Below are 24,945 nucleotides of genomic sequence, written 5' to 3'. Positions count from 1 at the left end.
TAATTTTACCTAAAACGGAAGGCCCTTGCTATTCTTTTTTAGAAAAAGACCGATATTATCTAGGAAAACACAAGATTGTTAACTGCGAAGTTTGAGTTATCAGTTAACAGTTCGCAGTTAGCAGCGGGCCGGCTTCAGGATGGAAAACCTGTTACGCAGGATAGTTTTAAACAGGTAATGGACAAGCAGGTGGGCAACCGGGAATTCATAAATGTGGAAAGCTGTACATAAGGGTTAATGGTTAATCGGGTGGACAGCCGGGAACTTATAAATTCGAAGAAACTGTCCATTGGGGTTAATAAGTTAGTGGAATTACCTTCATCCCCTTAAGGCTGACAAAATGAGCTAAAATTTTCACCCCCATGGCCAGGCGGCAGGTGATTGGGGGCTTGTGCGGGCTTTTCAAACTCGTCTGAGTTCATTTCCCATATATACTCGTGCCGCATCAGCGGCACACCTTCACGAACCACGAAATTTCGGGCTAGACATCTCCGGAGCTCGCCGTGGTGAGGCTAACCCACGAATACCGTAACTGGCTCAGGCCATATGATCTGACAATTGACTCCGAAATCACTACGTTACGCATGAATCCTTTCCTTCATTTCCGACTTGCAAGATCGTACGCCCCTCCTGCCCTTCGGGCACCCTCCCGGACGCGGGAGGGACGCATGGAATCATTTGCGCCTGCATCGACATGTAAGTTTCTGCCGCGATTTTCATCCGCCCTCTTGCCGCAGAATCCTCAATACGAAAAACGAGCTTTTCATCCTCGCCTGTGCAGATCCCCCATATATACTCGTGCCGCATCAGCGGCACACCTTCCCGACCGCCCCGATCACCCCGATAGCCCCGACAATCCCGATTCAAAAGCTGCTCATCATAATGACAGCTAGGGGCTTCTGAACTATTCAAACTCCACCCGTCCCGTCACTTTAATGGCGCTTCTCACGTTGACGATTCCCTGCTCTATGAGCCAGGATTTCGGATATTTCGCAGGATTGAAGGTCTGAAGGAGACGGATTTTCATTTCTTTTGTTACTTTCTGCTTCCCATGGCCTTCGCGGTCGCAGGGGATGTCAGTTTCTGTGACCATACATTTGTAACAGACGGCTGCCACGGGCTTACTGATGTAGATGTAGACCAGATCCCCCTTTTTCACATGGGTCCGCTGGTGCCAGGAGATTTCCGGCCAGGCCCGGAAGGCGGCGCCTACGTCGAAATAGTAGTAGTTGGCCGGGATGAGCCAGATTTCAGGGCCTTCCTCTGCAGGGACAGCCTTTGCCACCCTCCCCTTCCGCCCGCTGACGAGACGATAGCTTTCGGATAGGAGGGAATAGAGCGTTTCATCAGATACCGTTTCGTCCAAAAGGATACTCACCCAGTATTTCTTATTCATGTGGTAAGCAGGAAATATGCCGTCCATTTCAAGCGACTTTTTCATCGTTTCGGGGCTGAGCTTACTATTGATAATATCTGTATTTCCTTCCCCTTCCGTCACTTTATTCCGCGGAAGGTACATGACGATGCCGAACCATTTGTCACTTTCCGGGTGGCGGAAGACTCCGTATTCTTCCAGCTTTTCCCAGGGGAATTCCACTTTCACCCCATAAGTTTTCTGAATCCATGCGGCAAGCCGGTTCGCCTGGGGCTCGGTGAAAACGTCTTCTTCGAAGCATTTCTCCCGGATTTCCTCCAGAAGCTCACAGTACTTTTCTCTCACTTCGGACACAAAGGCCCCATCCATGGTTTCGATGCGGATATTTCTATATTCTTCGCCGGAAAAAGTTTCAAAAACTTTTCCCTCTATTTTTCCTTCATTGGAAATATGGAGGAGCGCATAAAAATCCCCATCCATAAATTCCCGCCGGAGGGCCAGTCCGCCCTCTTCCTTCACAAATCCGAAAGAAAGAAGCTTCCCAAAATCCGGGTGATGACGGTGGAAGGTTTTACTTTCGATGTCAATCATGGAAATCACTCATTTCACGACTACATGTTGTATATGATTTATTTTTAGGAACACCTCTATTCCGCAAAATTGAAAATTTTTTGTTTTTGCGGAATAGAAGTGAAGTTGGTAGTGCTTAGTTTTTAGTGCTTAGAAATACACACGTCAGCCAACCACTGTCCGCCAGAGAAAAACGCTGCGCTTTCTCCGTTTGCCGCGCGGGGCCGGGAATACAGATAGTCTCTCGTTTGGAAATACAGGTCCCGGTGCGGCCGGGAATACAGGACCAGGCCGCTCATGTAGAGCCACCGCCTGGACACAATCCCTTTCAGCACTTTTGCGGGCCAAAGGCCGTGCGCGAAGCGCACTATATCAATTGGTTCACGAAGTGAACCATATCCTACCCGCAATCCCCAATCCGTCTTCTGCTTACCTGCGGGCCATAGGCCTTATATACTCGGCCGCTTCAAGAATTTGATGCGGCCACCTTCCCGCAATCCCCAATCCGCAATCCCCAATCCGTTTTTTATCCGCCAGCCACTAAGACCTACTTCCCTTCATGCTCTTTTTTCCACTGTTTAATCCTCGCCAGCCGTTCTTTCAGCGTCGATTCGAGGCCCATACCGGCGGGCTGATAATATTCCCTCCCCAGGAGGGAATCGGGGAGGCACTGCATGGAGGTCAGCTTTTCTTCCGTATCGTGGGCATACTGGTACCCTTTGCCATAGCCCAGATTTTTCATGAGTTTTGTGACTCCGTTTCTTATATTCAGGGGCACTGGTTCAGCCAGATGTTTCGCTGCATCCCGTTTGGCCGATTCATAGGCCACATAGGCCGCATTGGATTTCGGGGCGAGGCTCATATAGATGACTGCTTCAGAAAGATTTGCGCTGCATTCGGGCATGCCGATGAAATGGCAGGCCTGGTAGGCGGAAACTGCCACTTCCAGTGCCTGGGGGTCCGCAAGTCCTATGTCTTCGCTGGCAAAGCGGACCACCCTTCTAGCCACGTACAAGGGGTCTTCTCCCCCTTCGAGCATCCTCGCCAGCCAGTAGACCGCTGCATCGGGGTCGGAATTTCTCATGGATTTATGAAGGGCGGAAATGATATTGTAATGTTCCTCTCCATTTTTATCGTAGAGAAGGGATTTCTTCGACGTGCACTGCTCCAGAGTTTCCTCCGTCACTTCGATAGTTCCGTCTTGACCGATATTTCCATTGAGCACCACCATTTCCAGTGTGGAAAGGGCGGTCCTGGCATCTCCATTGGCAAAGATGGCGATAGCCCGGATCATATCGGGAGTGATGGAAATTTTTTCATCCCCGAAGCCCCGCCTGTCACTGAGGGCCCGGCGGAGGAGTGACGTGAGGTCCTCTTCCGTCAGTGCTTTCAGCACGAAGACTTTGCATCGGGAGAGAAGAGCGTTATTGATTTCAAAGGATGGATTTTCCGTAGTCGCCCCGATGAGGATGATGCTTCCTTTTTCCACGAATGGCAGGAATGCATCCTGCTGGGATTTATTGAAGCGGTGGATTTCGTCCACAAAGACGATGGTCCGCATGCCATACTGCCTGTTCCGCTCAGCCTCGTTCATCACTCCCCGGATGTCCTTGATAGAGCTGTTTACCGCGGAAAAGTCGATGAAGGAAGATTTCGTATGATTGGCGATGATTCGGGCAAGAGTAGTCTTGCCCACGCCCGGCGGCCCCCAGAAAATCATGGAGGAAATATTGTCGCTTTCAATCATGCGGCGCAGCACTTTCCCCGGTCCCAGGAGATGGGTCTGGCCCACATATTCATCGAGGGACTGCGGCCTGAGGCGGGAAGCCAGCGGCTGGGGGACGGTCCGGGCAAAAAGAGAATTTTCTTCCATAGGAATCACCTTGTGTATGGAATAACTATATAAAGATAGGAAACTGCGAGAATAAAAATCCTGTTTAAATCGGATTGGGGATTTCGGATTGCGGATTGCGGGAAGGTATGCCGCTGATGCGGCATAGTTTATATGGGGTCTTTGCACAGGCGGGGTTGAAATAATCTGTATTTGGCAAAATCCAGCAAATTGCTGCCATCCTGTATTCCTAAGCAGGTAACAGGAAATCCCACGAGGTTTACTGAGCTTGACTGTGCAAAGGATTTCCGTAGAAAATCATTTATGCTTTGAGTGCAGTCAAAGGTACTACATAAACCCCATCCGGCCTTTGATAGGCAGCTGCTGATAAACCACAAAGCACAATGAGGGAGGATGGTCCCTTTCCTCCTGCTGATTCTATATTTCCTTTGATTTTCAGCAAATGGGCAGCGGCCGAATCGATCTGGTTCGCTCCCAGCTTGATTTCAACTGCCGCCCAGGAACTATCCGGCATTTCGATAACTGCATCGATTTCCTGATTTTTATAATCCTGGTAGTGATAAAGCCTGCCCCCGAAGCTTTCCGCATAAATGCGAAGATCTCTTTCACAAAGTGCCTCGAAAAGGAATCCGAAAGTCTCCAGGTCTCCGATGAGCTTTTCCGGGTTCAGCCCCAGAATGGCAGCAGCCAGGGAGGGATCGGCGAGATGCCTTTTTTCTGATTGTTTGATACGAATGGAAGAACGAACCGATGGAGCAAATGGAAGTTGATTATCTGTCAGGAATAACCGGTCCAGTATTTCAAGATACAGGGCAAGCGTCTTTTCTTCTACATTTTCCCCATCCATTTCCTGTATATCTCTGCGAAGACTTCTATTGCTTGCGGTAGTGCTTTCATTTCTTGCCAGCGACCTGAGCAGAAGACGGATTTTCTTCATATCCCTTCTGGTATCATCAATTCTTTGAACATCCTGATTCAAAACCGCTTTGATGTAGTTTGCGGGTATTACGCCGGCATTTTTAGATGGGGTGCCAAGATTCCCCGGCCACCCTCCCCGGATGATCAATTGAGCCAGATCATGCAATGACACGTCACCGGTTATCTTTGGAGAGCCGGCATTCCCCTTGCAGATTTGCTGCAATGATACATCTCCGGTAGAATCACCCGATTCATATAGAGACATGGGCCTCATATGAAGAGTCACGATACGTCCGGCGCCACTATGAAGAATGCCCTTTCTCCGTGGAGTGGCTGACCCGGTCAAAATAAACTGTCCTCTGGCCCCTCTTTGATCCACAACATAACGCACAGCATCCCATAAAGGCGGAAGTTCCTGCCACTCATCGACGAGCCTTGGGACATTTCCCTTTAAGGCCCAGGAAATATCCAGACTCGCCAGATGTCTGTTTTGGAAATTCCCGGATGGATCGCCCAAAAACAAACTGCTTTTACTATGCTTAAGACCAGTCCAGGTTTTTCCCACCCATTTCGGTCCTTCAATGCAGACAGCGCCGGCTGTATCAAGCATTTCTTCCAACAGATGGTCCATATACCTCGGTTTATATTCCAATTCCGCCATGTGAATCCTCCTTTTATCCAATATAACTCATTACCATATTTTTGTAAATTTCATTACCATATTTTCATCGTTTCCATTACCATATATTTTGAGTTTTCAAAACCATATTTTTAAAATAAGTGCGATAGTCCTGAATTTTCGCCGCAATCCCCATACCCTCCATATCCTCTATCCCGATGCAGAACTATTAAAAAATATTGTGTATAAAATCGGCGGGCCTTCTTTCTGACGCCCGCCGCCTTCCCGAGACTCCCGATAGTCCCGTGAATCCCGATAACCCCGAAACAAAAGCCATTGAAAAATAATATCTCCCCGTTTAACTGGCGCTTTCATAAATTTAAAGCGCCACCTTCACTTACCACTTTTCATTTTTTCTATTTATTTCCTTCCCGGACTCCTGTACAATACAGGTAAGGAGGGCTGTTTGTTGATTGGAAAGGCGGGATTCCTATGGAAAATGTACGTACACTGGCTGAAACATACCATGGAGAGGGCTGTAACTGCAGCGAAACCATAGTGAAGACATTCAATGATGTGCTGGGACTGGGATTGCCGGAAATTTCCATCCGCATGGCTTCGGGCTTTGGCGGAGGAATGGGCCGGTCCGGCTGCGCCTGCGGGGCACTCACCGGTTCCGCTCTCATCATCAGTGCCCTGGCGGGGCGGGTGAGTCCCGAGGAGAAGCCGCTCACCGATATTTACCCTTATGTTCATGAATTTCACGACCGGTTCAAAAAGAAATTCGGCGCCACCTGCTGCCGCATCCTGAACAGGAAGACTCCGGGAACTCCGGAATTTCACAACCACTGTACAGTCCTCATCGCCGATACAGCGGAAATGCTGGATGAATTCCTGAGAGAAAAGAAACTTGTGAAATAGCTGCCAGCAGTTAGTTGTTAGTTATTAGTAATCGAGAGTATAAGGTCTGGATCAGAGATGATGGCAGGCCTTTTTGTTTTTCCCGGTGAAAATATAGCGGGAATGAGGAAAAAGCCCGCCCCGTTTCCGGAGCGGACTAAAAGGAAGGCTTTCTTTATATGGAATAAGGGGTATCAGATTTCTCCCGTTGAAAGCTTTGCACCCGCAGGAATGAAAGCCATTCTCCTGAAAGGGCAGACCGTCCGCCCTGAAAGCCATTTTATGTCTCCGGCCATGCAGAAATTCCTCGAAGTCTATGAAGAGGAACTCCATCAGCTTCCACTGACAGCAGAATAAGGAAGAAGAAAATTTTATACTATATCATAAAAAAGCGCCGCCTTTCCCCATGCAGCGCTTTTAACTTACTTCTTTTCATTGCTATCCATAAAAAATGGCGGACCTCATCATGATGCCTGCCACCTTCACGTACCACTTATCACTTATCACTTGCCACTGATTATTTCAAAATTCCTGCTTTCCCAAAGAACTCCTTCAGTTCATCGATAGAAGTGCTTCTGCTGAACCGGTCTCCTTCTTTCCAGATGGCTCCCCGGGCCAGGGGTTCGAGATTTCTGGCGCTGTATCCAAGGGGGCTTCCGCCGGAGGTACAAATCGGAACGATGGTCTTTCCTTTGAAATCGCAGGATTCCATGAAAGTATCCATGATGCGCGGCGCTTCGCCCCACCAGATGGGGTAGGCAATGACCAGGGTCTCATATTTTCCCATATTGTCCACTTTATTTCCAATGGCCGGACGGGACTTTGGATCATTCATTTCCACGGAAGACCGGGAATGCTTATCATGATAGTCCAGGTCCTTCTCCGTATAGGGCTGGGCGGGTTCGATGCGGTAAAGGTCCGCATTCAGCGCTTTTGCTGCATTTTCAGCGAGAGCCTTCGTATTTCCGGTGCAGGAGAAATAAGCCACCAGGATTTTTCCATCTCCCACCACCTTCACTCCCGAAGGAGCCTCTTTCGCCGGAGCTGCTGCCGATTTAGACGGAGCCGGGGATGGGAAACTATTAACCATTACCCATGAACCGAAACTCAGAATTCTTTTGATTGTATTATATGAAATACGCCAAAATATGTATAATACCCGTTATTTATCTGATTCCATGCCTCAAGGGCATGAGAAATAGTAAAAGCCGTAAAATAATTTTTACAGTTTTTTATTTTTCTCAAAACCATAAAATATTCTTTACAGTTTCACTCAATAAAAAAAGGCACTCATCTCCATGAGCACCTCCATTTCAGATGACCAATCCCCTCGCAAGATGCGACTCATTCCCGGCCGAACTGCCTCTACCCCTTCAAGGCCATAGCGGAAGGCGAAATCCCGCTATACCGGATTCATCCCAGGCCAAACTGCCTCTATCCCCTCAAGCCATAGCGGCAGGCAAATCCCCGCTATACCCGATTCATTCCGGGCCAAACTGCCTCTACCCTTCAAGTCATTACCCCAGAGCCATCTATATTCATCCCGGAATCAATTCTTCATCTTCCAGGAAATCAAGCAGGTTCAGATGTTGAATCCCATTTTCGTCCCGGGTGATGGGGTCCAGGGATATGACATACTTGGGATAGTTATCCCGAATGTCTGCATAGGCGCCAAATTCTCTTGCCCTTGTCTTTTCGTCAGCCATCAGGTAAGCTGCCTGGATGTAACATTTTTTCTGATTTCTTTCGGCGATGAAATCGATTTCCCCTTTCTGCGTTTTTCCCACATACACGTGGTATCCCCGGGCCAGGAGTTCATTGTATATCAGGGTTTCCACGATGAAATTGTATTCATCTTTCACCCGGTTTTTCTTCAGATGGAAAAATCCCAGGTCGCTTACATACAGTTTCGCTTCATAGGAAAGGATCCGGCTCCCGCGGATGTCATACCGTTCTGCCCGGTTAACCACGCAGGCATCTTCAATGGCCCTGATATAGGCATTGACGATAGGCGCTGAGATCTTCAAAGCCTGGCTCGTCAGCACCCCGGCCACCCGATTTCCGGAAAAGGCTGTGGATGAATTGGCAATGATATAGGTGAGGATTTTTTCCAGAATCACCGGCGAATTGATGTGATTTCTGAGAACGATATCTTTCAGCACGATGGAATCGTACAGATTGGAAAGGACCACTTCCCTGTCCTCGCCGGCTGCCACAGACCAGACCAGCGGGAACCCGCCCCAGCGGATATACTCTTCGAATAATTTCATCCGATCAAAGGTCATTCCCATTTCCCTGACCAGTTCTTCTATTTCATGAAATGTAAAAGGCATGATGCGGAAGGAAATAGTCCTCCCGCCCAGATGGGAGGAAAGTTCCCCGGAGAGGAGTTTCGACGTGGACCCGGTCAGGAAAATGCTCACATTGTGGCCGGCCCGGAAAGAGTTCACCACCAGTTCAAAATCCTTCACATTCTGGATTTCATCAAAAAACAGGTAATACTTCTGATCATCTGCCAGCTTTTCTTCCACATAGTCATTGAACGCATCCGGATTCATCAACCTGTGATATTTGTACAATTCAAAATTGATGACAAGGATATGATCATCCGGCACGCCCAATCCCCTGATTTCATCCACAATCTGTCCCATGAGGGTGGACTTCCCGCAGCGGCGGATGCCGGTAATGACCTTGACCAGTTCCGAATCGTAAAAAGGCCGGATTTTTCGAAGATAATTTTCACGGATAACCATAGCACACCCCCTTATACCATAATTATATTTTTACAGTTTTCAAAAATCAAGAAAACTATAAAAATATTTTTACAGTTTTCTGTTTTTTCTAAAACCATAAAATATTCTTTACAGTTTTGCTCAATAAAAAAGGCGCCCATCAACATGAGCACCTCCATTTCAGATGACCAATCCCCTCGCAAGATGCGACCCACTCCAAGTCGAACTGCCTCTATCCCATCAAGCCAATAGCGGCAGGCAAATCCCGCTATACCCGACTCATTCCCGGCCGAACTGCCTCAGAACCTTCAAGCAATTATCCAAAGGCAGAAATTTCGCAGACAAATTATCACAGATACCTTCCCGTCACGCTGCGTGAATTCTTTTTTATTTCCTCCACTGTCCCTGCGGCTACGATTTTTCCTCCGTGAATGCCTCCGCCCGGTCCCATATCGATGAGGTAATCTGCATTATGGATGACGTCCAGATCATGCTCTATGACGATGACTGTGGCTCCCTGGTCCAGCAGTTTCTGAAATACGTGAAGCAGTGTCTCCACATCCAGCGGATGAAGGCCGATGGTAGGTTCATCGAAAACGAAGACGGAACCGGCCTGGCCTTTTCCCATTTCACTGGCCAGCTTCAGCCTCTGCGCTTCTCCGCCGGAAAGGCCCGGCGTCTCTTCGCCGAGAGTCAGATACCCGAGGCCCAGATCGTGAAGGACCTGCAGCCTTTTATGAACGATGGAAGATTTTTTGAAAATGGGCAGCACTTCGTCCACACTTCGATTCATGAGATCCGGCAGGGAATAGAAATTTCCGTCTTCCCCTTTCATCCTGATTTCATAGGCAGCCTTCCCGTACCGGGAGCCGTGGCAGCCGGGACAGGGGATGTCCACGTCCGGCAGGAACTGCACGTCCAGACTGATGGAGCCCGTGCCGTCGCAGGTTTCGCAGCGGAGATTTCCCGTATTGTAGGAAAAAGCGCCGGCCTTCCATTTGCCTGCCTTTGCCGCATCCGTTTTGGCGTACATTTTCCGGAGTTCATCGTGAACATTCGCATAGGTGGCGACTGTTGACCGCACATTGATGCCAATCGGTACAGAATCGATGAGTTTCACCTGGGAAATATTTTTTGCGGAAATATGATGCACATGGGCGGGAAGTTTCGTTCCATTGATTTCCGCCTGAATGGCAGGAATGAGAGACTCCAGGATGAGCGTCGTTTTTCCTGAACCGGACACACCTGTCACTACGGACATCCGCCCTTTCGGGATGGAAACGGAAAGGGGCTTCACCGTATGGAGCTCTCCCATATCCATGGAAATGGTCCCCTCTTCGAAAAGTTTCGCCCTGCTGCAGGGTTTCCGCACCATATGAACCTTTCCTGTATCCAGGAATGGTCCGATGAGGGACTTTGGATTCTTTTTTATTTCCTCCACGGTCCCCTGGGCCAGAAGATTTCCTCCATTTTTCCCGGCTCCCGGGCCCAGTTCGAAAAGATAATCGGAATGAGCGAGGACTTTTGTATCATGATCTACGAGGACGATAGAATTTCCGTCGGCAAGAAGATCGTCCATCACCCCTATGAGTCCTTCAATATTGGACGGATGAAGGCCGATGGACGGTTCATCAAGCACATAAAGGACGCCGGTGGTCCGGTTTCTCACAGCCCTGGCCAATTGGGTCCGCTGCCTTTCTCCTGTGGAAAGGGTGGATGCCGCCCGGTCAAGGGTGAGATAAGAAAGCCCCAGGTCCATGAGCCGCTTTGCGGTATGAAGATAATTGTCACAGATGGCCTCTGCCATAGGTTTCATTTCTTCCGGAAGAGAAGATGGCACTTTTTTGACCCATTCAATGCTGTCCGAGAGAGTCATGGCCGTAGCTTTGCCAAGGGAAATACCCATGAGCCTGGGCGCCCTGGCTTCTTCGGAAAGCCGCGTCCCATGGCAGTCCGGGCAGATATCTTCTTTGAGAAATTTCGCCACCCGCTTCATGCCTTTTTCATCTTTCACACGGGCGAGAGCATTTTCTACTGTATAAACGGCATTGAAATAGGTGAAATCCATTTCTCCTGCCAGATTTTTCGTCTTGTCATGGTATAGCATGTGATATTTCTTCGGTTCCCCATGGAAGACAAGGTCTTTTTCCTTTTCCGTCAGATCCCGGAAAGGCACGTTCGTACGGATGCCCAGATTGTCCCTGGCAATATCTTTCATGAGGGACCACATGAGGGTCTGCCAGGGAGCCACTGCCCCTTCATCGATGGTGAGGGAATCATCGGGGACCAGCGTCGATTCGTCTACCGTCCGGCAGATGCCCGTCCCCTGACATGTTTTGCAGGCGCCCCGGCTGTTAAAGGCCAGATCCTCCGCCCCGGGGCCATAAAATTTCTCTCCGCACACGGGACAGATCATGGGAAGCTCAGCCGCCACATTCATAGTGGGCGGCACATAATGGCCGTTGGGACAGCGATGGCTCGAAAGCCTTGAAAACATGAGACGAAGGGTATTCAGAAGTTCCGTAGACGTCCCGAAGGTGGAACGGATTCCCGGCACCCCCGGCCGCTGATGAAGAGCCAGAGCCGCCGGCACATAGCGGATGGACTCTATATCCGCACTCCCTGCCATGGTCATGCGCCTTCTCGTGTAAGTGGAAAGAGCTTCCAGATATCTCCTCGACCCTTCCGAATACAGCACCCCCAGAGCCAGCGACGATTTCCCGGAGCCCGAAACCCCTGAAATTCCCACAATCTCATGAAGCGGAATATCCACGTCTATATTTCTTAAATTATGAACCCGCGCGCCCCTGACTTCGATATGATCCGGCTGCTTCTGAGTCATATTTCTCACGCCTTTCTTTATTTATATACATATATATAATAGCATAACAGTTAGTTGTTAGTTGTTAACGGCAGCCGGCTTTTGTCCGGAAAACTTTTGGGGCACTCTGTTTCAATAGCTGAAAATAGATAATCAGGTGGACAACTGGTAATCTATTACATGTGGAAAACTGTACATTGGGGTTAATGGTTAATCTTTAATAGTTAATGGGTCCCATTCCCTCGTCAGGATGGGATGAGTGACACAAAAGTCCCGTCGCCCGCCTGTCATAAATGCAGCCATTAACCATTAACCATTATCTATTAACTATATCTATTAACTATATCTATTATCTAAAACCCCAACTATATTTCTCTATCATGGCAAAGTGCTATAGAAACCATAAAATTCCTTGCACAAATATTGTATACTTATAGTAATATGTCTCTTTATAAGTGGAGGTTACCATGGCAAAGGTATTACTCATCAATGGCAGCCCGAACCAGCATGGCTGCACTGACGTGGCTCTTTCGGAAACAGCGGAAGTGCTGAAAAAAGAGGACATCGAGGTGGAAATGATGTGGCTGGGCAACGGCTGCTTTCCAGCGGCTCAATATGTATTTCCTCATGAGCAATATGCATGTGGTGGGTTCCCAGTACTGGAACCAGATTCACGGATTCACCGCTGATGAAGCAAGACAGGATGCGGAAGGCCTCCAGACCATGCGGACCCTGGGACAGAATATGGCTTACCTCATCAAAGCTAAAGAAGCAGCCGACAAGGCAGGCATTGAAAAACCGGTTTATGAAGAATGGCAGAGGACCGACTTCATCCGGTAAATACAAGAAATAGGAAGGTAAAAGAATGGAAAAATTACAGGTCCAGCTCCGGCAGGCAGGACAGACGTTAGCAAAATTTCATGAACTGGCAGTGAAAGAGGAACTTTCCGATATCGAAAGGGATGCCATGATTCACCGTTTCATCCTCTCCTATGATGTACTCTGGCACTGTGCCCACGACCATCTCCTGAACAGACACGGGCTCGATGCGCCCACCCCGAAACGGGCCATTCTGGACTGTAAAGCCCTGGGTCTCATCGATGAGAAACTGGCCGAAGAAGCCATTGTCATGAATGATCTTCGCCACAAGGCAACCAGGCTCGGCCAAACCGGCGATGATCCCGATGAAGTGGCAAAAGAAGTCAGGAAATACGACCTCCGCCTTCAGGACTGGCTGAAACAACTTCAGGAAAAAGTGAGTGGTTGAAATGAAAGTCTCCCGGGAAGGAGACTTTTTTCATTTACCCGTTTAGATGATACGGATTGGGGAAGGCGGATTGCGGATTGCGGGAAGGTGCTGCCGCTGGTGCGGCAGCGAATATATATGGGGATTTTGCACAGCCGGGGTTGGAAATTCCGTTCAGGTCGAAACGTTCCATCCTCTCCTGGTCAGGGCACCCGAAGCAAAGCGGAGGGGAAGGAGCCGTACTACTGCTCCAGTCGAAATCGAGATGAAAAAATGAATTCCCCTCCTCCCCTCAAATTTTCATAATGTCCCGGTAGTACAACCCCTGACCAGCGGGCAGGTGTTTTCCGACTTGTTAACTTTTCCTCATCTGTGACTTGTCCCCGTAACAGGTACAATATAAAAAGTGGTGCCCATGAATCTGCGCCGCATCTTTCCGATCACCCCAACCGCCCCGATTCAAAGGCTCCCAAAGATAAAATTTCCAACATAAAAAAGGCGGGCTTCTTAATTTGTCGCCCGCCACCACCCCGCAATCCGCAATCCGCAGTCCGAAATCCGAAAATCGTGTATGATTCTACATAGGCCAGTCGAAAAGGCGCCCCTTAAGGGCGCCTTCACTATTTCCTGTACCTCGCCACCAGGTTGCTCTGGTATTCGATCTTCCCGTCCAGCACGGACTGGTAGAAATCCTGTTTCTGATCGATATAGGCAAGGCTGTCTTCTATAATTTTCTTCTCTTTCTGAAGCGCTTTTTTCTTTTCTGCCAGCATTTCCTTCCTTTTCTTGATGGTGGAAGGGCCTTCAAGGCAGAGGGAAAGGTATGCTTTCATTTCTTTGATGGAAAGGCCGCACTTTTTGAGACAGGTGAGGTCTTTGATCCATTTGATATGGTATTCTTCGAAGACCCTCCTGTTCGCGCCGTCCCGCGTCACTTCCGGTACGAGCCCTTCGTTGCAGTAATATTTCAGCGCTTCATAGGTCATACCAGTCTCCCGGCAGGCCTGAAGCATGGTATATCTTTTGCCGGCCATAGCTATCACTCCTTCTCTATGAAACTTCCCTGTAATCATGATAGCATACGGTTGTAAGAACCGGTCAATGAAATTCCGGCCCCATATCCTGTAGAAATTTCATTGTTTAATAACTTTTGTTTCGGGAGTATCGGGATTATCGGGGTTCATTCCGGGAATCTCGGGAAGGAGGCGCCCTTCGGGCGCAAGTTTTATATTTTGCCTTCGGCGCCGAACTGCGACAAAAACATTTTCCCTCATCAGTGCAGATTCCCCATATATAATCGTGCCGGATAGCGGCACACCTTCCCGATAATCCCGATATCCCCGGGATGCCCGACATCCCCGGCACAAAGGTCATCGAAGAAGAAAGTTTCCCAATATAAAAGAGGCGCCCCTATGATTTCAGGGCGCCACCTTCACTTACCACTTATCACTTTTACTAACGCTCAGCCTCCCCCAGCTCAATCATCACTTTTGCCAGCAGCGCTTCGGTGGTGAGCTTTCCGCCGGATTCGACGCCCAGGCGGAGGGCACGGACTCCCATTTCATAATGGTCCATATATACGCCTCCATAGGTGCACTGGGTGGTACAGATGAGACGGCAGCCATGATTTTTCGCATAAGTGAAAAGGGGAAGGAAATTATTTTCCGATTCCTGATCCGGAATGCCTCCCGTGCCATAGCCTTCGATGATGACTGCTCTATATCCGTCATCCACGAAATGCTTCAGCATCGACGGCGGAAGGCCGGGCACGATTTTGAGGACTCCCGCACGGGTATCCAGTCTGTCATGAAGCTGAAACGGTCCTTTCGGCAGGAAATCGTCTCCCTGCCAGATGAGCTGTCCATCAGAAAAACTCCCCGCCTGGGGACGGTTGATATTTCCAAAAGCGGCCATCTCATCACTGGAAAGTTTTCTCCCATCATTTCCATAGATAATTTTATTTCCAAAAGCAATGTAGACTCCCGGATGGCCCGAAAGAGCCGCCTCGAAGGCAAGAAGGAGATTTCCCTCCGCGTCCGACCCGGTTTCCCCGGCAGGCATCATGGAACCGGTCAGAATGACCGGTTTATCCATATTTTCCAGCATATAGTAAAGGGCTGAAGCGCTGTAAGCCATGGTGTCCGTCCCGTGAGTAATGACGAATCCATCGTATTTCTCCCGGTTTTCCGCTACCGCCCTGGCCATCAGAATCCAGTGACACGGGGAAAGATTGGTGGAATCCAGCTGAAGAAGCTCCCGGCAGTCCACATCGCAGACTTTTCTGAGCTCAGGAAGCAGAGCAAGTAAATCTTCTCCCGAAAGGGCCGGCATGAGCCCATCCGGCGTAGGCCGGGAAGCGATAGTCCCGCCCGTGGCGATAACGAGAATTTTTTTCTTTTCCATAATGATCCTTTCCAGTAAGCAGGTGCCCATCCGGGCCTGCCAGTCATTTTTATCATTGTCATACAGGAAACGGGATTTTGTCAAGCCGCGCCCGGGGATACTGCGAATTCCCTATTTCCTCCGTCAAACCGGCAGGTCAACCCGCATTCCGAAAAACATGTTAAAATAATCATAGAGTCTTATCAAAATGTGGGAAATAAAAATTGGCAGCGGGGGAGGAAAAATGGAAAAGGAAACAGATGAAATCATCAGCCGTCCGGGAGAAATGGACAGCCGACAGCTCAATGAATTTATACGAAATATGATTCACCGGATCATTGTGCATCACGTCCTGTGGTTTCGGGAAGTGCAGCACCAGCGGGGATTTGACCAGGCCATGGAAATCATGGACAAAGCCTGGGACAAGACCTGGGATATATCGCTCCGCCGGTTCGCCTCCATGGGACTTCCTGTCTCAAATCATATGCCGAAAATCATTGATGACCTGCCAAATGAAAAGAAACTGGCCATCATCGACGGACTTGCCAAAAACTGGCTCGCCCAGGACGGGGTATTCTTCCAGGAAGTGGAAAAATTATACGGAATGAACGATGCCAAGCGGTGCAACGATTCCACCTGGAACTATTTCTCCCTCGTGGAAGCTCTGGAAATCAAGAAACTTCTGGGCCTTCCGGAGCATCCGGGCCTCGAAGGACTCGAAAAAGCGCTGAACTTCCGCCTCTACGGGAGGCTGAACGTCCAGTCCTGCCGCCGGGAAGAGGGAGCCCTCATCTTTGAAATGAACCGCTGCCGGGTCCAGCATGCGAGAAAAGCAAAAGGACTTCCCGACTATCCCTGCAAGAGCGCAGGCCTCGTGGAATATGGACGATTCGCAGAAGGCATCGATGACAGAATCAAAACCACCTGCATCGCCTGCCCGCCGGATCAGCATCCCGAAGAGTGGAGCTGCGCGTGGAAGTTCTTTATCTGAGTCTTTTGTCAGATAAAACAACCTGTGTCAGTTACGGTTTTCGGGAATCAGCCCTGACTACGACATGCCCCGCTTTAGTCACTATCGAGATTTCGGGGTGCGGGGTGCGGGATTCGGGAAGGTGTCGCCCCTGATGGGGCGACAATTTTTTTATGGGAGATGCACAGGCGGGGTTGAAAACACAGTTGGATCCTCTAATAGCCAATATCCATCAGCATGCTATCGTTCAAGCCCTCCCAGGTTTGGGAGGGTGCCTGAGCGAAGCGAAGGCGGGTGGGTCGTACTACAGTTGCAAGTCGGAAATAAACCAAAAGGAACAGGTGCCCATGAATTTGCGCCGCACATCCCCTAATTCCTAATCCCCAATTCCTCCAAACAAAAACCTCCCAGCCCCTATGGCCCGGGAGGTTTTTATTTCTAACAACTAACGGCTAACAGCTCATTTCGCCAGAGTAAATTTCCCATCCTTGACTTCCAGCAATACGAGGTCCACTTCCGGTGTTCCTTTATTGGCAAAGCTCATGGGGCCTGCCACGGTTTCCATGTTTTTAATATTGGCCATAGCTTCGCGGATTTTCTTTGTATCCGTGGTAGTTCCTGCTTTATCCATGGCTTCTGCCACGTATTTCACCGCCAGGTACCCGCAGGCTGCGAACTGGTCGGGGTCTTTGTTATATTTCTTTTTGAAATCGGCTACGAAAGTTTCAGTGAGCTGGCTCTTTCTGTCCGGTGCCCACATGGAGGAAACGTAGGTATTATTGGAAGCCTCTCCTGCCAGTTTCATCAGTTCCGGGGAAGCAAAACCGTTATCGCCAAGGACCGGCTGGTTCATACCCATGGCTCTCATTTTCTTCAGGATCAGTGCCCCTTCCTGGTAATAAGCGGCAAGGATCACCACATCCGGGTTCATGGGCTGGATCTTCGTCAGCTGGGCGGAGAAGTCCGTATCTTTGTCTGCGAAAGTTTCAGTAGCAATGATTTCCACTCCTTCCGCTTCGAGGGAACGCTTGAATACGTTGTAGGCAGAAACCTGGTGCTCGTTATTGGAGGAATAAAGGATGGCCGCCCTCTTGTAACCCAGTTTCTGATGGGTCTTCTTTACGGTATTCGGGATATTTTCCGATTCCGGCACGCATACGCGGAAAAGGTAGTCGTAACCGTCGGTCACCCCTTCAGCCGTCACTGCCACGCCGATGGTCGGGATTTTTGCCTGTTCCACCAGTTTTCCGATGGCTTTATATTCCGAGGAGAGCACGGGACCCACGATGACTGCTTCTTTCTGGGAAATCATCTTCTGGATGACATTGACCGCCTGGCTCACCTGGCCTTTCGTATCCATTTCATTGACTTCGAAATGGATTTTTCCGCCTTTGTTGATTTCTTCGACGGCCATGTCAAAACCTTCTTTTTCACCAAGGCCATAGGCCGCTACCGGTCCGGTGGAAGCGGTGGCAAAACCGATTTTGGCCACTTTGGCTCCTTCCATCGGTTTGGAAGACGCTTTCTGACCGCCGCCGCAGCCGGAGACCGCGAGAACCGCCCCGGCCACCATCAATGCCATTACTGCTTTTTTCATCCATTTACCCATGCTCATACTCGTTACCTCTCTTTCTTCACTATTCATTCCATAGAAAAACCCCTGCCGAAATAAATCGGCAGGGGCGCTTAGCGCGGTACCACCCTGGTTTGTCGCTCTGCTTTCAGGGGTGCGTGAAAAGGATGGAAATAAAAAAGGCGCCTGCCCGCCAATGCGGACAAGGGCGACCTGCGCGTTACCACCTTGCATTATACTCCAGCTGAAAGCTTTATCCATAACGGGGATTCCCGCCCGGAATTACTCACTTTCGCTTTCCACCGGGACACTCTCGAGTGACTTGTAAAGATTCCACCGCTGACTTTCACCATACGTCAGCTCTCTGCAGATTTCCTCTAAACTGGGCTCGTTCCTTGTGCTTGGAATGTTAAAATTAGAATACAGGATAAACTTACGTATGTCAAGAAAATAATTCTTTAGCATGGTAAAAAATTCCCTGTTCTCTACCCCTTCATGCCCTTCAAAAGTTCATGAAAAAAGATTTTCACACTTTTTCAAGGGAGTTTTGGGAAATTTTTACACTTTTCCAAGGGACTTTTCCTGGAAATTCACACTTTCCCTGAAATGAATTGATTTTAAATTTTACGGATTCTCAATTCCATAAAAAGACAGTGCCCTGCCGGGACTGTTTTTCTGTCAATGATGAACGGATTTTCCAAATTTCGGATGATCTGATATTTCTAAAATTCAATTAAAGGTCAAGGCTGTTCTTTTTCAGCAGGAAATCGTAAATGCTCATAGTTGTGATTCCCATCTCATCCCGGCGCAGCAGGATGGGATCTGAGACGACCACGATTTTCTTGAAGGAGTCATCCAGCATGCGGAGGGGCCGTTCTTCCTGATCTTTTTTCTGCTCATCAGGAATGGAAAAAGCGGACTGGATATAATATTTCCTGCTCCCCTCATAAGCAATGAAATCTATTTCCATCTGCAGACGGCGCATTTTTCCATTCTCGTCTGCGGCCCGTCTCTCAACGATTCCCACATCCACCGCATAGCCCCGGCTTTTCAGTTCATTAAAAATGACATTTTCCATGATATGGTTGTCTTCGATCTGCCTGAAATTCATCAATGCATTTCGCACACCTATGTCGGTGAAGTAATATTTGGAGGGAGTATTGATGTATTTCTTCCCTTTGATATCGTAACGAAGCGCCGAATCAATCAGAAATGCATCTTTCAGATAGGAAATATATTGAGAAATCGTTTTGTCTGATATTTTACTTCCTTTCACTGACAGGAAAGTCCGCTGCAGCTTCGATGGGTTGGTGAGGGAGCCAATGGCTGAAGCCAGTATTTCTATAAGTTCCGTCATTTCTTCAGGCTGCTGAATCCGGTAGCGTTCGCGGATATCTTTCAGATAGGTTTCCCTGAAAAGATCTCTCAGATATCGCTGCCTTTCCATTTCCGTCCTCAGCTGAAACAGCATGGGCAGGCCGCCATAAACGATGTACTCCTGCCAGGCATGCAGTTCATCAATGCCCCGGGCGGTATAAAATTCGTTGAAAGAGAGAGGGTACAGACGGATTTCCTGCCCCCGTCCACGAAATTCGGTCAGCACATCACTGGAAAGAAGATGGGAATTGCTTCCGGTCACATAGACATCCACGTTGGAAATATGGAGGAAACTGTTCAATACTTCTGAAAACCTGTCCACATACTGGATTTCGTCCAGCAGGATATAATAGGTGCTTTCATCTTTAATCCGGTCCTTCACATACCGATACAGCGCATGGGGCTCCCGGTATATATCATTCATCACATCATCCAGTGCCAGTTCAATGATGTGGTCCCGCTGAACTCCCTGCTCCAGGAGGTATCGATAAAAAATGGTAAACAGCAGGTAAGACTTCCCGCACCGCCGCATGCCGGTAACGACTTTAATGAGACCATTCCCCATGCTGTCCTTCAACTGCTGCAAATAAAGAGGCCTTTCAATTTCCATGATCATTCTCCATTACGAAAAAGTGGTTGATTTACCGTTTTCTCGTAATTATTATATGCAAAAACGGCTATTTTTTCAATTTTTATTACGAAAAAGTGGTAAGTTTACCATTTTTCGTAATTTCTATCTGCTCCCCATTTAAAAACGGCAGCCCTCATTCCTGCTACCCACCACTAGCAGTCGGTCGCATAGGACTAACTCCTTTCCCATATAAAAATGCGGCGCTCATGAATTTGCGCCGCACCTTCCCGCAATCCGCAATCCCAAATCCCCAATCCGAAGTCCGCTTCTGACTCAAACCAAATATCTGATAACTGACTCAGTCTTTCCTCTTCTCCGCAATCCCCGCGTTGAAGACTCTTTCAAAGAGCCTTGCTGCTCCGGCAAGTCCGTAGAGGGGCGTGGAATCGGCCAGCATTTCTTCATAGACGGGGCGGAATATGGGGATGAACCTTGCTTTCTTTCCGAGTCTCCCCAGTCTTGTGGTTTCGTGGGAGCTTGCCAGGAGGAGTCCTCCCTGCCAGTTTTTATAGTCTTCATTGATTGCTGCATCATCGGCCCGTACGGTGCGGATGATATCAGCCGCCGGAATCTTGATTTCCGACGGTTCCTGCAGGTGGACCAGGAGTTTTCCCGTATCCGCCCATTCGCCGCGCACCGTTTCCGCAATGGCCGCTGCGTCGGATGGCCAGGCGGAGACCAGTATTTCATCAAACCAGAGCTGCCCCCAGAGGGACTGCATGCCTCCTCCCAGATGGGTGAGGTGCCGCTTGAGGTCTGCCGCTTCTTTTGCTGCAGCGGAAAGATTCATGGACGGCAGCGATTCTTTGATTTTTTCCAGCCATTTCATAGTGACTTCGGTGCCGCAGGGAAGACCCGTTTCGATGTAAGGCACATGGAAATCTGTTTCCATCCGTCTGGCCGCTTTTTCCGAAAGTTCAGGGCGGACTACGATATTGAGCTCCGCCGATGGCATATTCATTATTTCTTCCCAGGTGCTGCCGGCCCCGGGAATGGCATTGACTGTCAGTCCGCTCATTGTAAGAAGCCTTTTGATTTCCAGGGCATTTTCCTTTCCTTTCAGGTCCGAGAGGGAAAGGCCCAGCACGTTCACTGTATGTTTCACTGTGGAAAGAGGCTTCATTTCATCCATCACCCGAAGGAACGCCTGCTGGTATCCTTTGGCGAAATCGCCTTTGAGTCCTCCGGAATCGGCCGCATACACCGGCCAGGGCAGGTCCTGACTTGATGCGATGCCCGCCACATCGTCTCCTACCAGCGATATGGAGCAGTTGCTCTGGATGAAGACCCGTTCAAATTTCCCCATCTGTTTGATCATTTCGAAACCCTTCACCAGGTCTTTTTCCGTCCCATAGACGAGAGACTCCTGGCCCGGCTGGGTGCAGTAGAAGCGGTTTCGTGCCGTTTCATCGAGATCGTCCACATATTTCATCGCATAGAAATAGCACCAGAGTGGCCCATTCACCATGACGAAGCTTCCGGGGATGGAGGAGAAAAAGGCGGCAGAACCGGTGAGCCCGCAGGTAGCCGTGTGGTTGCAGGCTGCTTCCCATTCAGGCTTCCACATAAGCAATTCCTCCTTTCGTGCCATACCGGCAGATGAGATGGGCGATAGCCCGGAGCATGGCTTTTTCCCCGGCCGTTCCGGCAAGCGGAATCATGGGGATGAAAAGCTGCTTTGTCTTCGTGCTGTAAATTTCATTCGTTACAAGGAGGATGTCCGAATCATCCATCACCGGTCCGCTGTCTTTCCCGTCGATGACGGGCGCATCGCTGACTTTCCGGAAATTCTCCGTGAGCACTGCTTTTTCTTCCGGCTTCAGGTTGTCCAGAAGAATTAAGGAGGAAATAGAAATGCCCAGCCAGGAAAGGGACTCCGCCGTTTCGCCCGGATTGTACCAGCGGGGCGGACGGCCCGTGACGATGGCCGCTTTTTTACCCACCGTCCTGTCCCTGATGGTGGAAATATAATTTTCTATATCTCTTTCTTCTTCAGAAAGAACTTCTTTCGCCCGTTCTTCCTGTCCCGTCATTTCACCGACTTTGAGGATCCACTCTTTCGTAGCCTCCCAGCCTACAGGGAAACTGTTTCCAAGCGATTTCACATCAAACTCTTTTTCCAAACGGTCTGCCAGTTTCAGCAGTTCTCCTGCGTTCCCTGCAAAACCGAGCATCACGGAATATTCGGCCGACGGGATTTCTTTCCATTCCTCGAAAGGCACGTAGCCTGGGAACTGGTATCGTACTTCCAGGCCGAACTTTTCCAGAAGTCTTGCTGCTTCCCGCGCGTACTGGCCGGCAGGTCCCATCTGGTCCCCCAGAAGGACCACCCGTCCTTTCACCTTTTCCTGTTTCCGGAAAAAGCGGTCCACTATAGCATTGGCCGTCTTGTAGTAGCCATCGCCGTATTCTCCGCCCAGAAAGCCCGCAAAGGGCATGCAGAGGATGGGAATTCCATATTCCATTTCCGAATCTTCGCAGACTCCTTCCACATCGTCCCCGATGACCCCTGCCACGCAGGAAGAAGCGACGATGATGCATTTCGGATGATAAGTCTCTACCGTATATTTCATACAGTCCCTGAGGCGGTCAGCCCCTCCGAAAATGCTGTCCTTTTCCCTGAGATTCGAGGAAATAAGGGGCGCTGCGTGAGGAAATTCTTTCCCTCCGTCCGCCAGCACCCGGAAACGGGCGCCCATATCCATGAAAGACGCCACATGGGTGCAGCCCAGGGGACTGTGAAATATCACGGCTACTCCCTCGCAGAAAGCTGCCGCCTTCCAGACGCCGGGCATGGTGCAGGAAGTGGAAGTCGTCTTTGTGAGAAGCCACTTTGTCTTAGGTTCCATAAAAAGCCGCCAGCCTTTCCAGCTCTTCAAAAGTCACCGGAGTGGGAATGGAAAGATTCGTCCCATCCCAGATGGTCTTCGCCAGTTCTTTGTACACCCCAGCCTGGGGAGAATCCGGCGCATACTGAAGCACCGTCTGACGGTGATTTTCCGCTACATTCACAATCTTGTCCCGCGGAATGAAAGCGATGAGCTCTGTATTTAATTCCTTGGCAAATTCCGTCAAAAGCTCCTTTTCACCGGGCGTATTTCTTGAATTTCCGATAATCCCGCCGAGCCGCACCTTCCCGCGGGCAGCAAAACGGCGGATCCCCTTGGCGATATTGTTTGCCGCATAAAGACTCATAAGCTCGCCCGAAGAAACGATGTATATTTCCTCCGCATAACCTTCACGGATCGGCATGGCAAAGCCGCCGCATACCACGTCCCCCAGTACATCATAGAGAGTCAAATCCACGGGAGGAAGCGCCTTCATCCGGTCCAGAAGCTGGAGAGCCACGATAATCCCCCGCCCCGCACAGCCGACCCCCGGCTCCGGACCTCCCGCTTCCACGCAGGTCACCCCGTTGAAACCGGTATGGACGATATCTTCCTTTCGGATTTCCTCCACCTCCGACCGGCGGACCTTATCCAGCACCGTCTCCTTGCAGATATGCCCCAGCAAAAGCCGGGTCGAATCATTCTTCGGGTCACACCCGATCTGGGCCACCCGCTTTCCCATAAGAGACAGAGCTGCAGACACATTCGAAGCCGTCGTCGACTTCCCGATGCCGCCCTTCCCGTAAAAAGCAATCTTCTTCATAAGGACTCCTCATATATGAACTGTTTTAAGAAAATTCTAACTATATATAGTATAGCAGAGATAGGAAATATGGTGAGGATAACTTTAGAAAAGAATACTTTTGAATCGGGGTGATCGGGGCGGTCGGGGTGATCGGGGCGGTCGGGGTGATCGGGGCGGTCGGGGTGATCGGGGCGGTCGGGGTGATCGGGGCGGTCGGGAAGGTGCTGCCGCTGATGCGGCAGGAAATATGTATGGGGAATGTGCGCAGGCGGAGTTGAAAAGCCCACACGAGTCAAATTTGGGACCAGCTGCCGAAACATCCTCAGTCAAAGTGACTCTATCGGAAAGAAAGAGCTCCCCGAAGTGCGGGGAGCTCCGCGAATGCGGTGAGGGGATGTCAAGCAGGTACAAGTCGAAAATGAGCAAAAAGGTACAAGCGCAGGGTTCGGCACAAGGCACATATAAGGCTGACGAAACATTCCCAAGAAAATTGACTCTACCGGCAGGCTGGAAGGCTTCCCCCTCGGGAAAGCTCCCGCAAAGCGGGTGAAGAGGCAAATCGATTCGAAGAATCGATAGGATGACTCAATTGTCACATAAATCTTCCTGAAGGATTCCATCCCTGCCCTATCAGTCTGCTTCGCAGCCAGCTTCCCCGAGGGGAAGCCTTACCGCGAACCTTTTGAGACATTTAGCATGATGACGATACGTCATTGGCTCTAACCGTTCTTCAACCCGCCTGTGCACATCCCCCATATAAAATTTGTCGGTCCTCAGACCGACACCTTCACGAATCACGAAATCTCGAAAATGACTAAAACGGGACGTGCCGAGGTTTGCTGATCCACGAATACCGTTAAAGACTCAGACCATAGTATCTGACAAACGTTTCCAATAATGCCGTTACGCATGAACCGTTCAAAGTCAACTTCGATAAATACTATCGTACGCCCCCTCACCCTGTCGGGAGCTCCCCGGACGCGGGGAGCACGCCACTATCGATTCCCTGCTTAAGCGTCACAAAAGTCAATTTCCCCCGCCTGTTAATTCCTCGAAAAGTTCTTTTCAACTCCGCCTGTGCAAATTCCCCATATAAAATTTGTCGGCCGTCAGGCCGACACCTTCACGAACCACGAATCACGAACCACGAAATCTCGGGATGGTCTATACCGGGGCTCGCCGAGGTGAGGCTGACTCACGAATACCGTATGTTTCTCTATCCCCTGTAACTACTAAACCCGCACTACCCATCAGCATACCAATTGATGCACTAAAAAATCCCATCTCTTACGAGATGGGATTTTAATCAGCAGCTTCCTATCCTCCCGGGCCGCTTCCAGCCAAGT

At 49.7% G+C, this 24,945-nt stretch carries 19 protein-coding genes; 6 read left to right on the top strand and 13 right to left on the bottom strand.

Going from position 1 to position 24,945, the window contains the following annotated elements:
- Window positions 1–904: 904 nt before the first annotated feature.
- The 3 genes from QZN42_RS06975 to QZN42_RS06965 all read right to left on the bottom strand — a co-directional run bounded on the left by QZN42_RS06975 (window position 905) and on the right by QZN42_RS06965 (window position 5,376).
- Window positions 905–1,966, bottom strand: a complete 1,062-nt coding sequence (locus QZN42_RS06975) for an MmcQ/YjbR family DNA-binding protein (protein WP_296955809.1) — start codon at window positions 1,964–1,966, stop codon at window positions 905–907.
- A 526-nt stretch (window positions 1,967–2,492) separates the two neighbouring features.
- Window positions 2,493–3,818 carry a replication-associated recombination protein A gene (locus QZN42_RS06970; protein ID WP_296955806.1) on the bottom strand — a complete coding sequence of 442 codons (1,326 nt, stop codon included), beginning with the start codon at window positions 3,816–3,818 and terminating at the stop codon, window positions 2,493–2,495.
- A 280-nt stretch (window positions 3,819–4,098) separates the two neighbouring features.
- Complete coding sequence (locus QZN42_RS06965; protein ID WP_296955803.1) at window positions 4,099–5,376, bottom strand: ATP-binding protein; 1,278 nt, start codon at window positions 5,374–5,376, stop codon at window positions 4,099–4,101.
- A gap of 450 nt (window positions 5,377–5,826) precedes the next feature.
- Here QZN42_RS06965 and QZN42_RS06960 point away from each other — a divergent pair, with 450 nt between their 5' ends.
- Window positions 5,827–6,255: a C-GCAxxG-C-C family protein gene (locus QZN42_RS06960; RefSeq protein WP_296955800.1), complete on the top strand. Its 429-nt coding sequence runs from the start codon at window positions 5,827–5,829 to the stop codon at window positions 6,253–6,255.
- 210 nt (window positions 6,256–6,465) lie between these two features.
- Window positions 6,466–6,591, top strand: a complete 126-nt coding sequence (locus QZN42_RS06955) for a hypothetical protein (protein ID WP_296955798.1) — start codon at window positions 6,466–6,468, stop codon at window positions 6,589–6,591.
- A 160-nt stretch (window positions 6,592–6,751) separates the two neighbouring features.
- Here the strand turns inward: QZN42_RS06955 and QZN42_RS06950 are convergent, their stop codons facing one another.
- From QZN42_RS06950 to QZN42_RS06940, 3 genes are all read right to left on the bottom strand, one after another.
- A complete protein-coding gene (locus QZN42_RS06950) occupies window positions 6,752–7,324 on the bottom strand; it encodes a flavodoxin (RefSeq protein ID WP_296955795.1) in 573 nt (190 codons plus the stop codon).
- A 448-nt stretch (window positions 7,325–7,772) separates the two neighbouring features.
- The gene (locus tag QZN42_RS06945; protein WP_296955792.1) at window positions 7,773–8,987 is read right to left on the bottom strand and encodes an ATP-binding protein; all 1,215 of its coding nucleotides are present in this window, start codon (window positions 8,985–8,987) and stop codon (window positions 7,773–7,775) included.
- 328 nt (window positions 8,988–9,315) lie between these two features.
- On the bottom strand, window positions 9,316–11,808 hold the full coding sequence (locus QZN42_RS06940) for an ATP-binding cassette domain-containing protein (protein ID WP_296955790.1): 2,493 nt from the start codon (window positions 11,806–11,808) through the stop codon (window positions 9,316–9,318).
- A 446-nt stretch (window positions 11,809–12,254) separates the two neighbouring features.
- Here QZN42_RS06940 and QZN42_RS06935 point away from each other — a divergent pair, with 446 nt between their 5' ends.
- Genes QZN42_RS06935 through QZN42_RS06925 form a run of 3 tightly spaced genes read left to right on the top strand, consistent with a single transcriptional unit; the run spans window position 12,255 to window position 13,054 of the window.
- The gene (locus tag QZN42_RS06935; protein WP_296955788.1) at window positions 12,255–12,476 is read left to right on the top strand and encodes an NAD(P)H-dependent oxidoreductase; all 222 of its coding nucleotides are present in this window, start codon (window positions 12,255–12,257) and stop codon (window positions 12,474–12,476) included.
- Window positions 12,403–12,627, top strand: a complete 225-nt coding sequence (locus QZN42_RS06930; protein WP_296955811.1) for a hypothetical protein — start codon at window positions 12,403–12,405, stop codon at window positions 12,625–12,627. The genes QZN42_RS06935 and QZN42_RS06930 overlap by 74 nt, the downstream gene beginning before the upstream one ends.
- Window positions 12,628–12,652: 25 nt before the next feature.
- Window positions 12,653–13,054, top strand: coding sequence for a nucleotidyltransferase substrate binding protein (locus QZN42_RS06925; protein WP_296955787.1), 402 nt, complete (start codon window positions 12,653–12,655; stop codon window positions 13,052–13,054).
- A 599-nt stretch (window positions 13,055–13,653) separates the two neighbouring features.
- On the opposite strand, the gene QZN42_RS06920 is transcribed toward QZN42_RS06925, so the two are convergent.
- Both QZN42_RS06920 and QZN42_RS06915 read right to left on the bottom strand, forming a co-directional pair.
- The gene (locus QZN42_RS06920) at window positions 13,654–14,067 is read right to left on the bottom strand and encodes a MerR family transcriptional regulator (protein WP_296955786.1); all 414 of its coding nucleotides are present in this window, start codon (window positions 14,065–14,067) and stop codon (window positions 13,654–13,656) included.
- A 421-nt stretch (window positions 14,068–14,488) separates the two neighbouring features.
- Complete coding sequence (locus QZN42_RS06915) at window positions 14,489–15,436, bottom strand: asparaginase (RefSeq protein WP_296955784.1); 948 nt, start codon at window positions 15,434–15,436, stop codon at window positions 14,489–14,491.
- Window positions 15,437–15,659: 223 nt separating this feature from the next.
- Here QZN42_RS06915 and QZN42_RS06910 point away from each other — a divergent pair, with 223 nt between their 5' ends.
- Complete coding sequence (locus QZN42_RS06910) at window positions 15,660–16,406, top strand: DUF6125 family protein (RefSeq protein ID WP_296955783.1); 747 nt, start codon at window positions 15,660–15,662, stop codon at window positions 16,404–16,406.
- 439 nt (window positions 16,407–16,845) lie between these two features.
- Here QZN42_RS06910 and QZN42_RS06905 read toward each other — a convergent pair whose 3' ends face one another.
- The 5 genes from QZN42_RS06905 to QZN42_RS06885 all read right to left on the bottom strand — a co-directional run bounded on the left by QZN42_RS06905 (window position 16,846) and on the right by QZN42_RS06885 (window position 23,617).
- Window positions 16,846–18,000, bottom strand: coding sequence for an ABC transporter substrate-binding protein (locus tag QZN42_RS06905; RefSeq protein WP_296955780.1), 1,155 nt, complete (start codon window positions 17,998–18,000; stop codon window positions 16,846–16,848).
- 691 nt (window positions 18,001–18,691) lie between these two features.
- Entirely contained in the window at window positions 18,692–19,945 is a 1,254-nt protein-coding gene (locus QZN42_RS06900) for an ATP-binding protein (protein ID WP_296955777.1), read from the bottom strand.
- Window positions 19,946–20,264: 319 nt separating this feature from the next.
- Window positions 20,265–21,533, bottom strand: a complete 1,269-nt coding sequence (locus QZN42_RS06895; RefSeq protein ID WP_296955774.1) for a nitrogenase component 1 — start codon at window positions 21,531–21,533, stop codon at window positions 20,265–20,267.
- A complete protein-coding gene (locus QZN42_RS06890; RefSeq protein WP_296955772.1) occupies window positions 21,520–22,815 on the bottom strand; it encodes a nitrogenase component 1 in 1,296 nt (431 codons plus the stop codon). Before QZN42_RS06890 ends, QZN42_RS06895 begins: the two co-directional genes overlap by 14 nt.
- The gene (locus QZN42_RS06885) at window positions 22,805–23,617 is read right to left on the bottom strand and encodes a nitrogenase iron protein NifH (RefSeq protein WP_296955771.1); all 813 of its coding nucleotides are present in this window, start codon (window positions 23,615–23,617) and stop codon (window positions 22,805–22,807) included. The genes QZN42_RS06890 and QZN42_RS06885 overlap by 11 nt, the downstream gene beginning before the upstream one ends.
- Window positions 23,618–24,945: the final 1,328 nt, after the last annotated feature.

It is taken from the genome of uncultured Dialister sp. (assembly GCA_900314595.1).
Classification (GTDB): Bacteria; Bacillota; Negativicutes; order Veillonellales; family Dialisteraceae; genus Dialister.
Note: the sequence above shows the minus strand (reverse complement) of the source record. Positions and strands in the feature narration are given on the sequence as shown.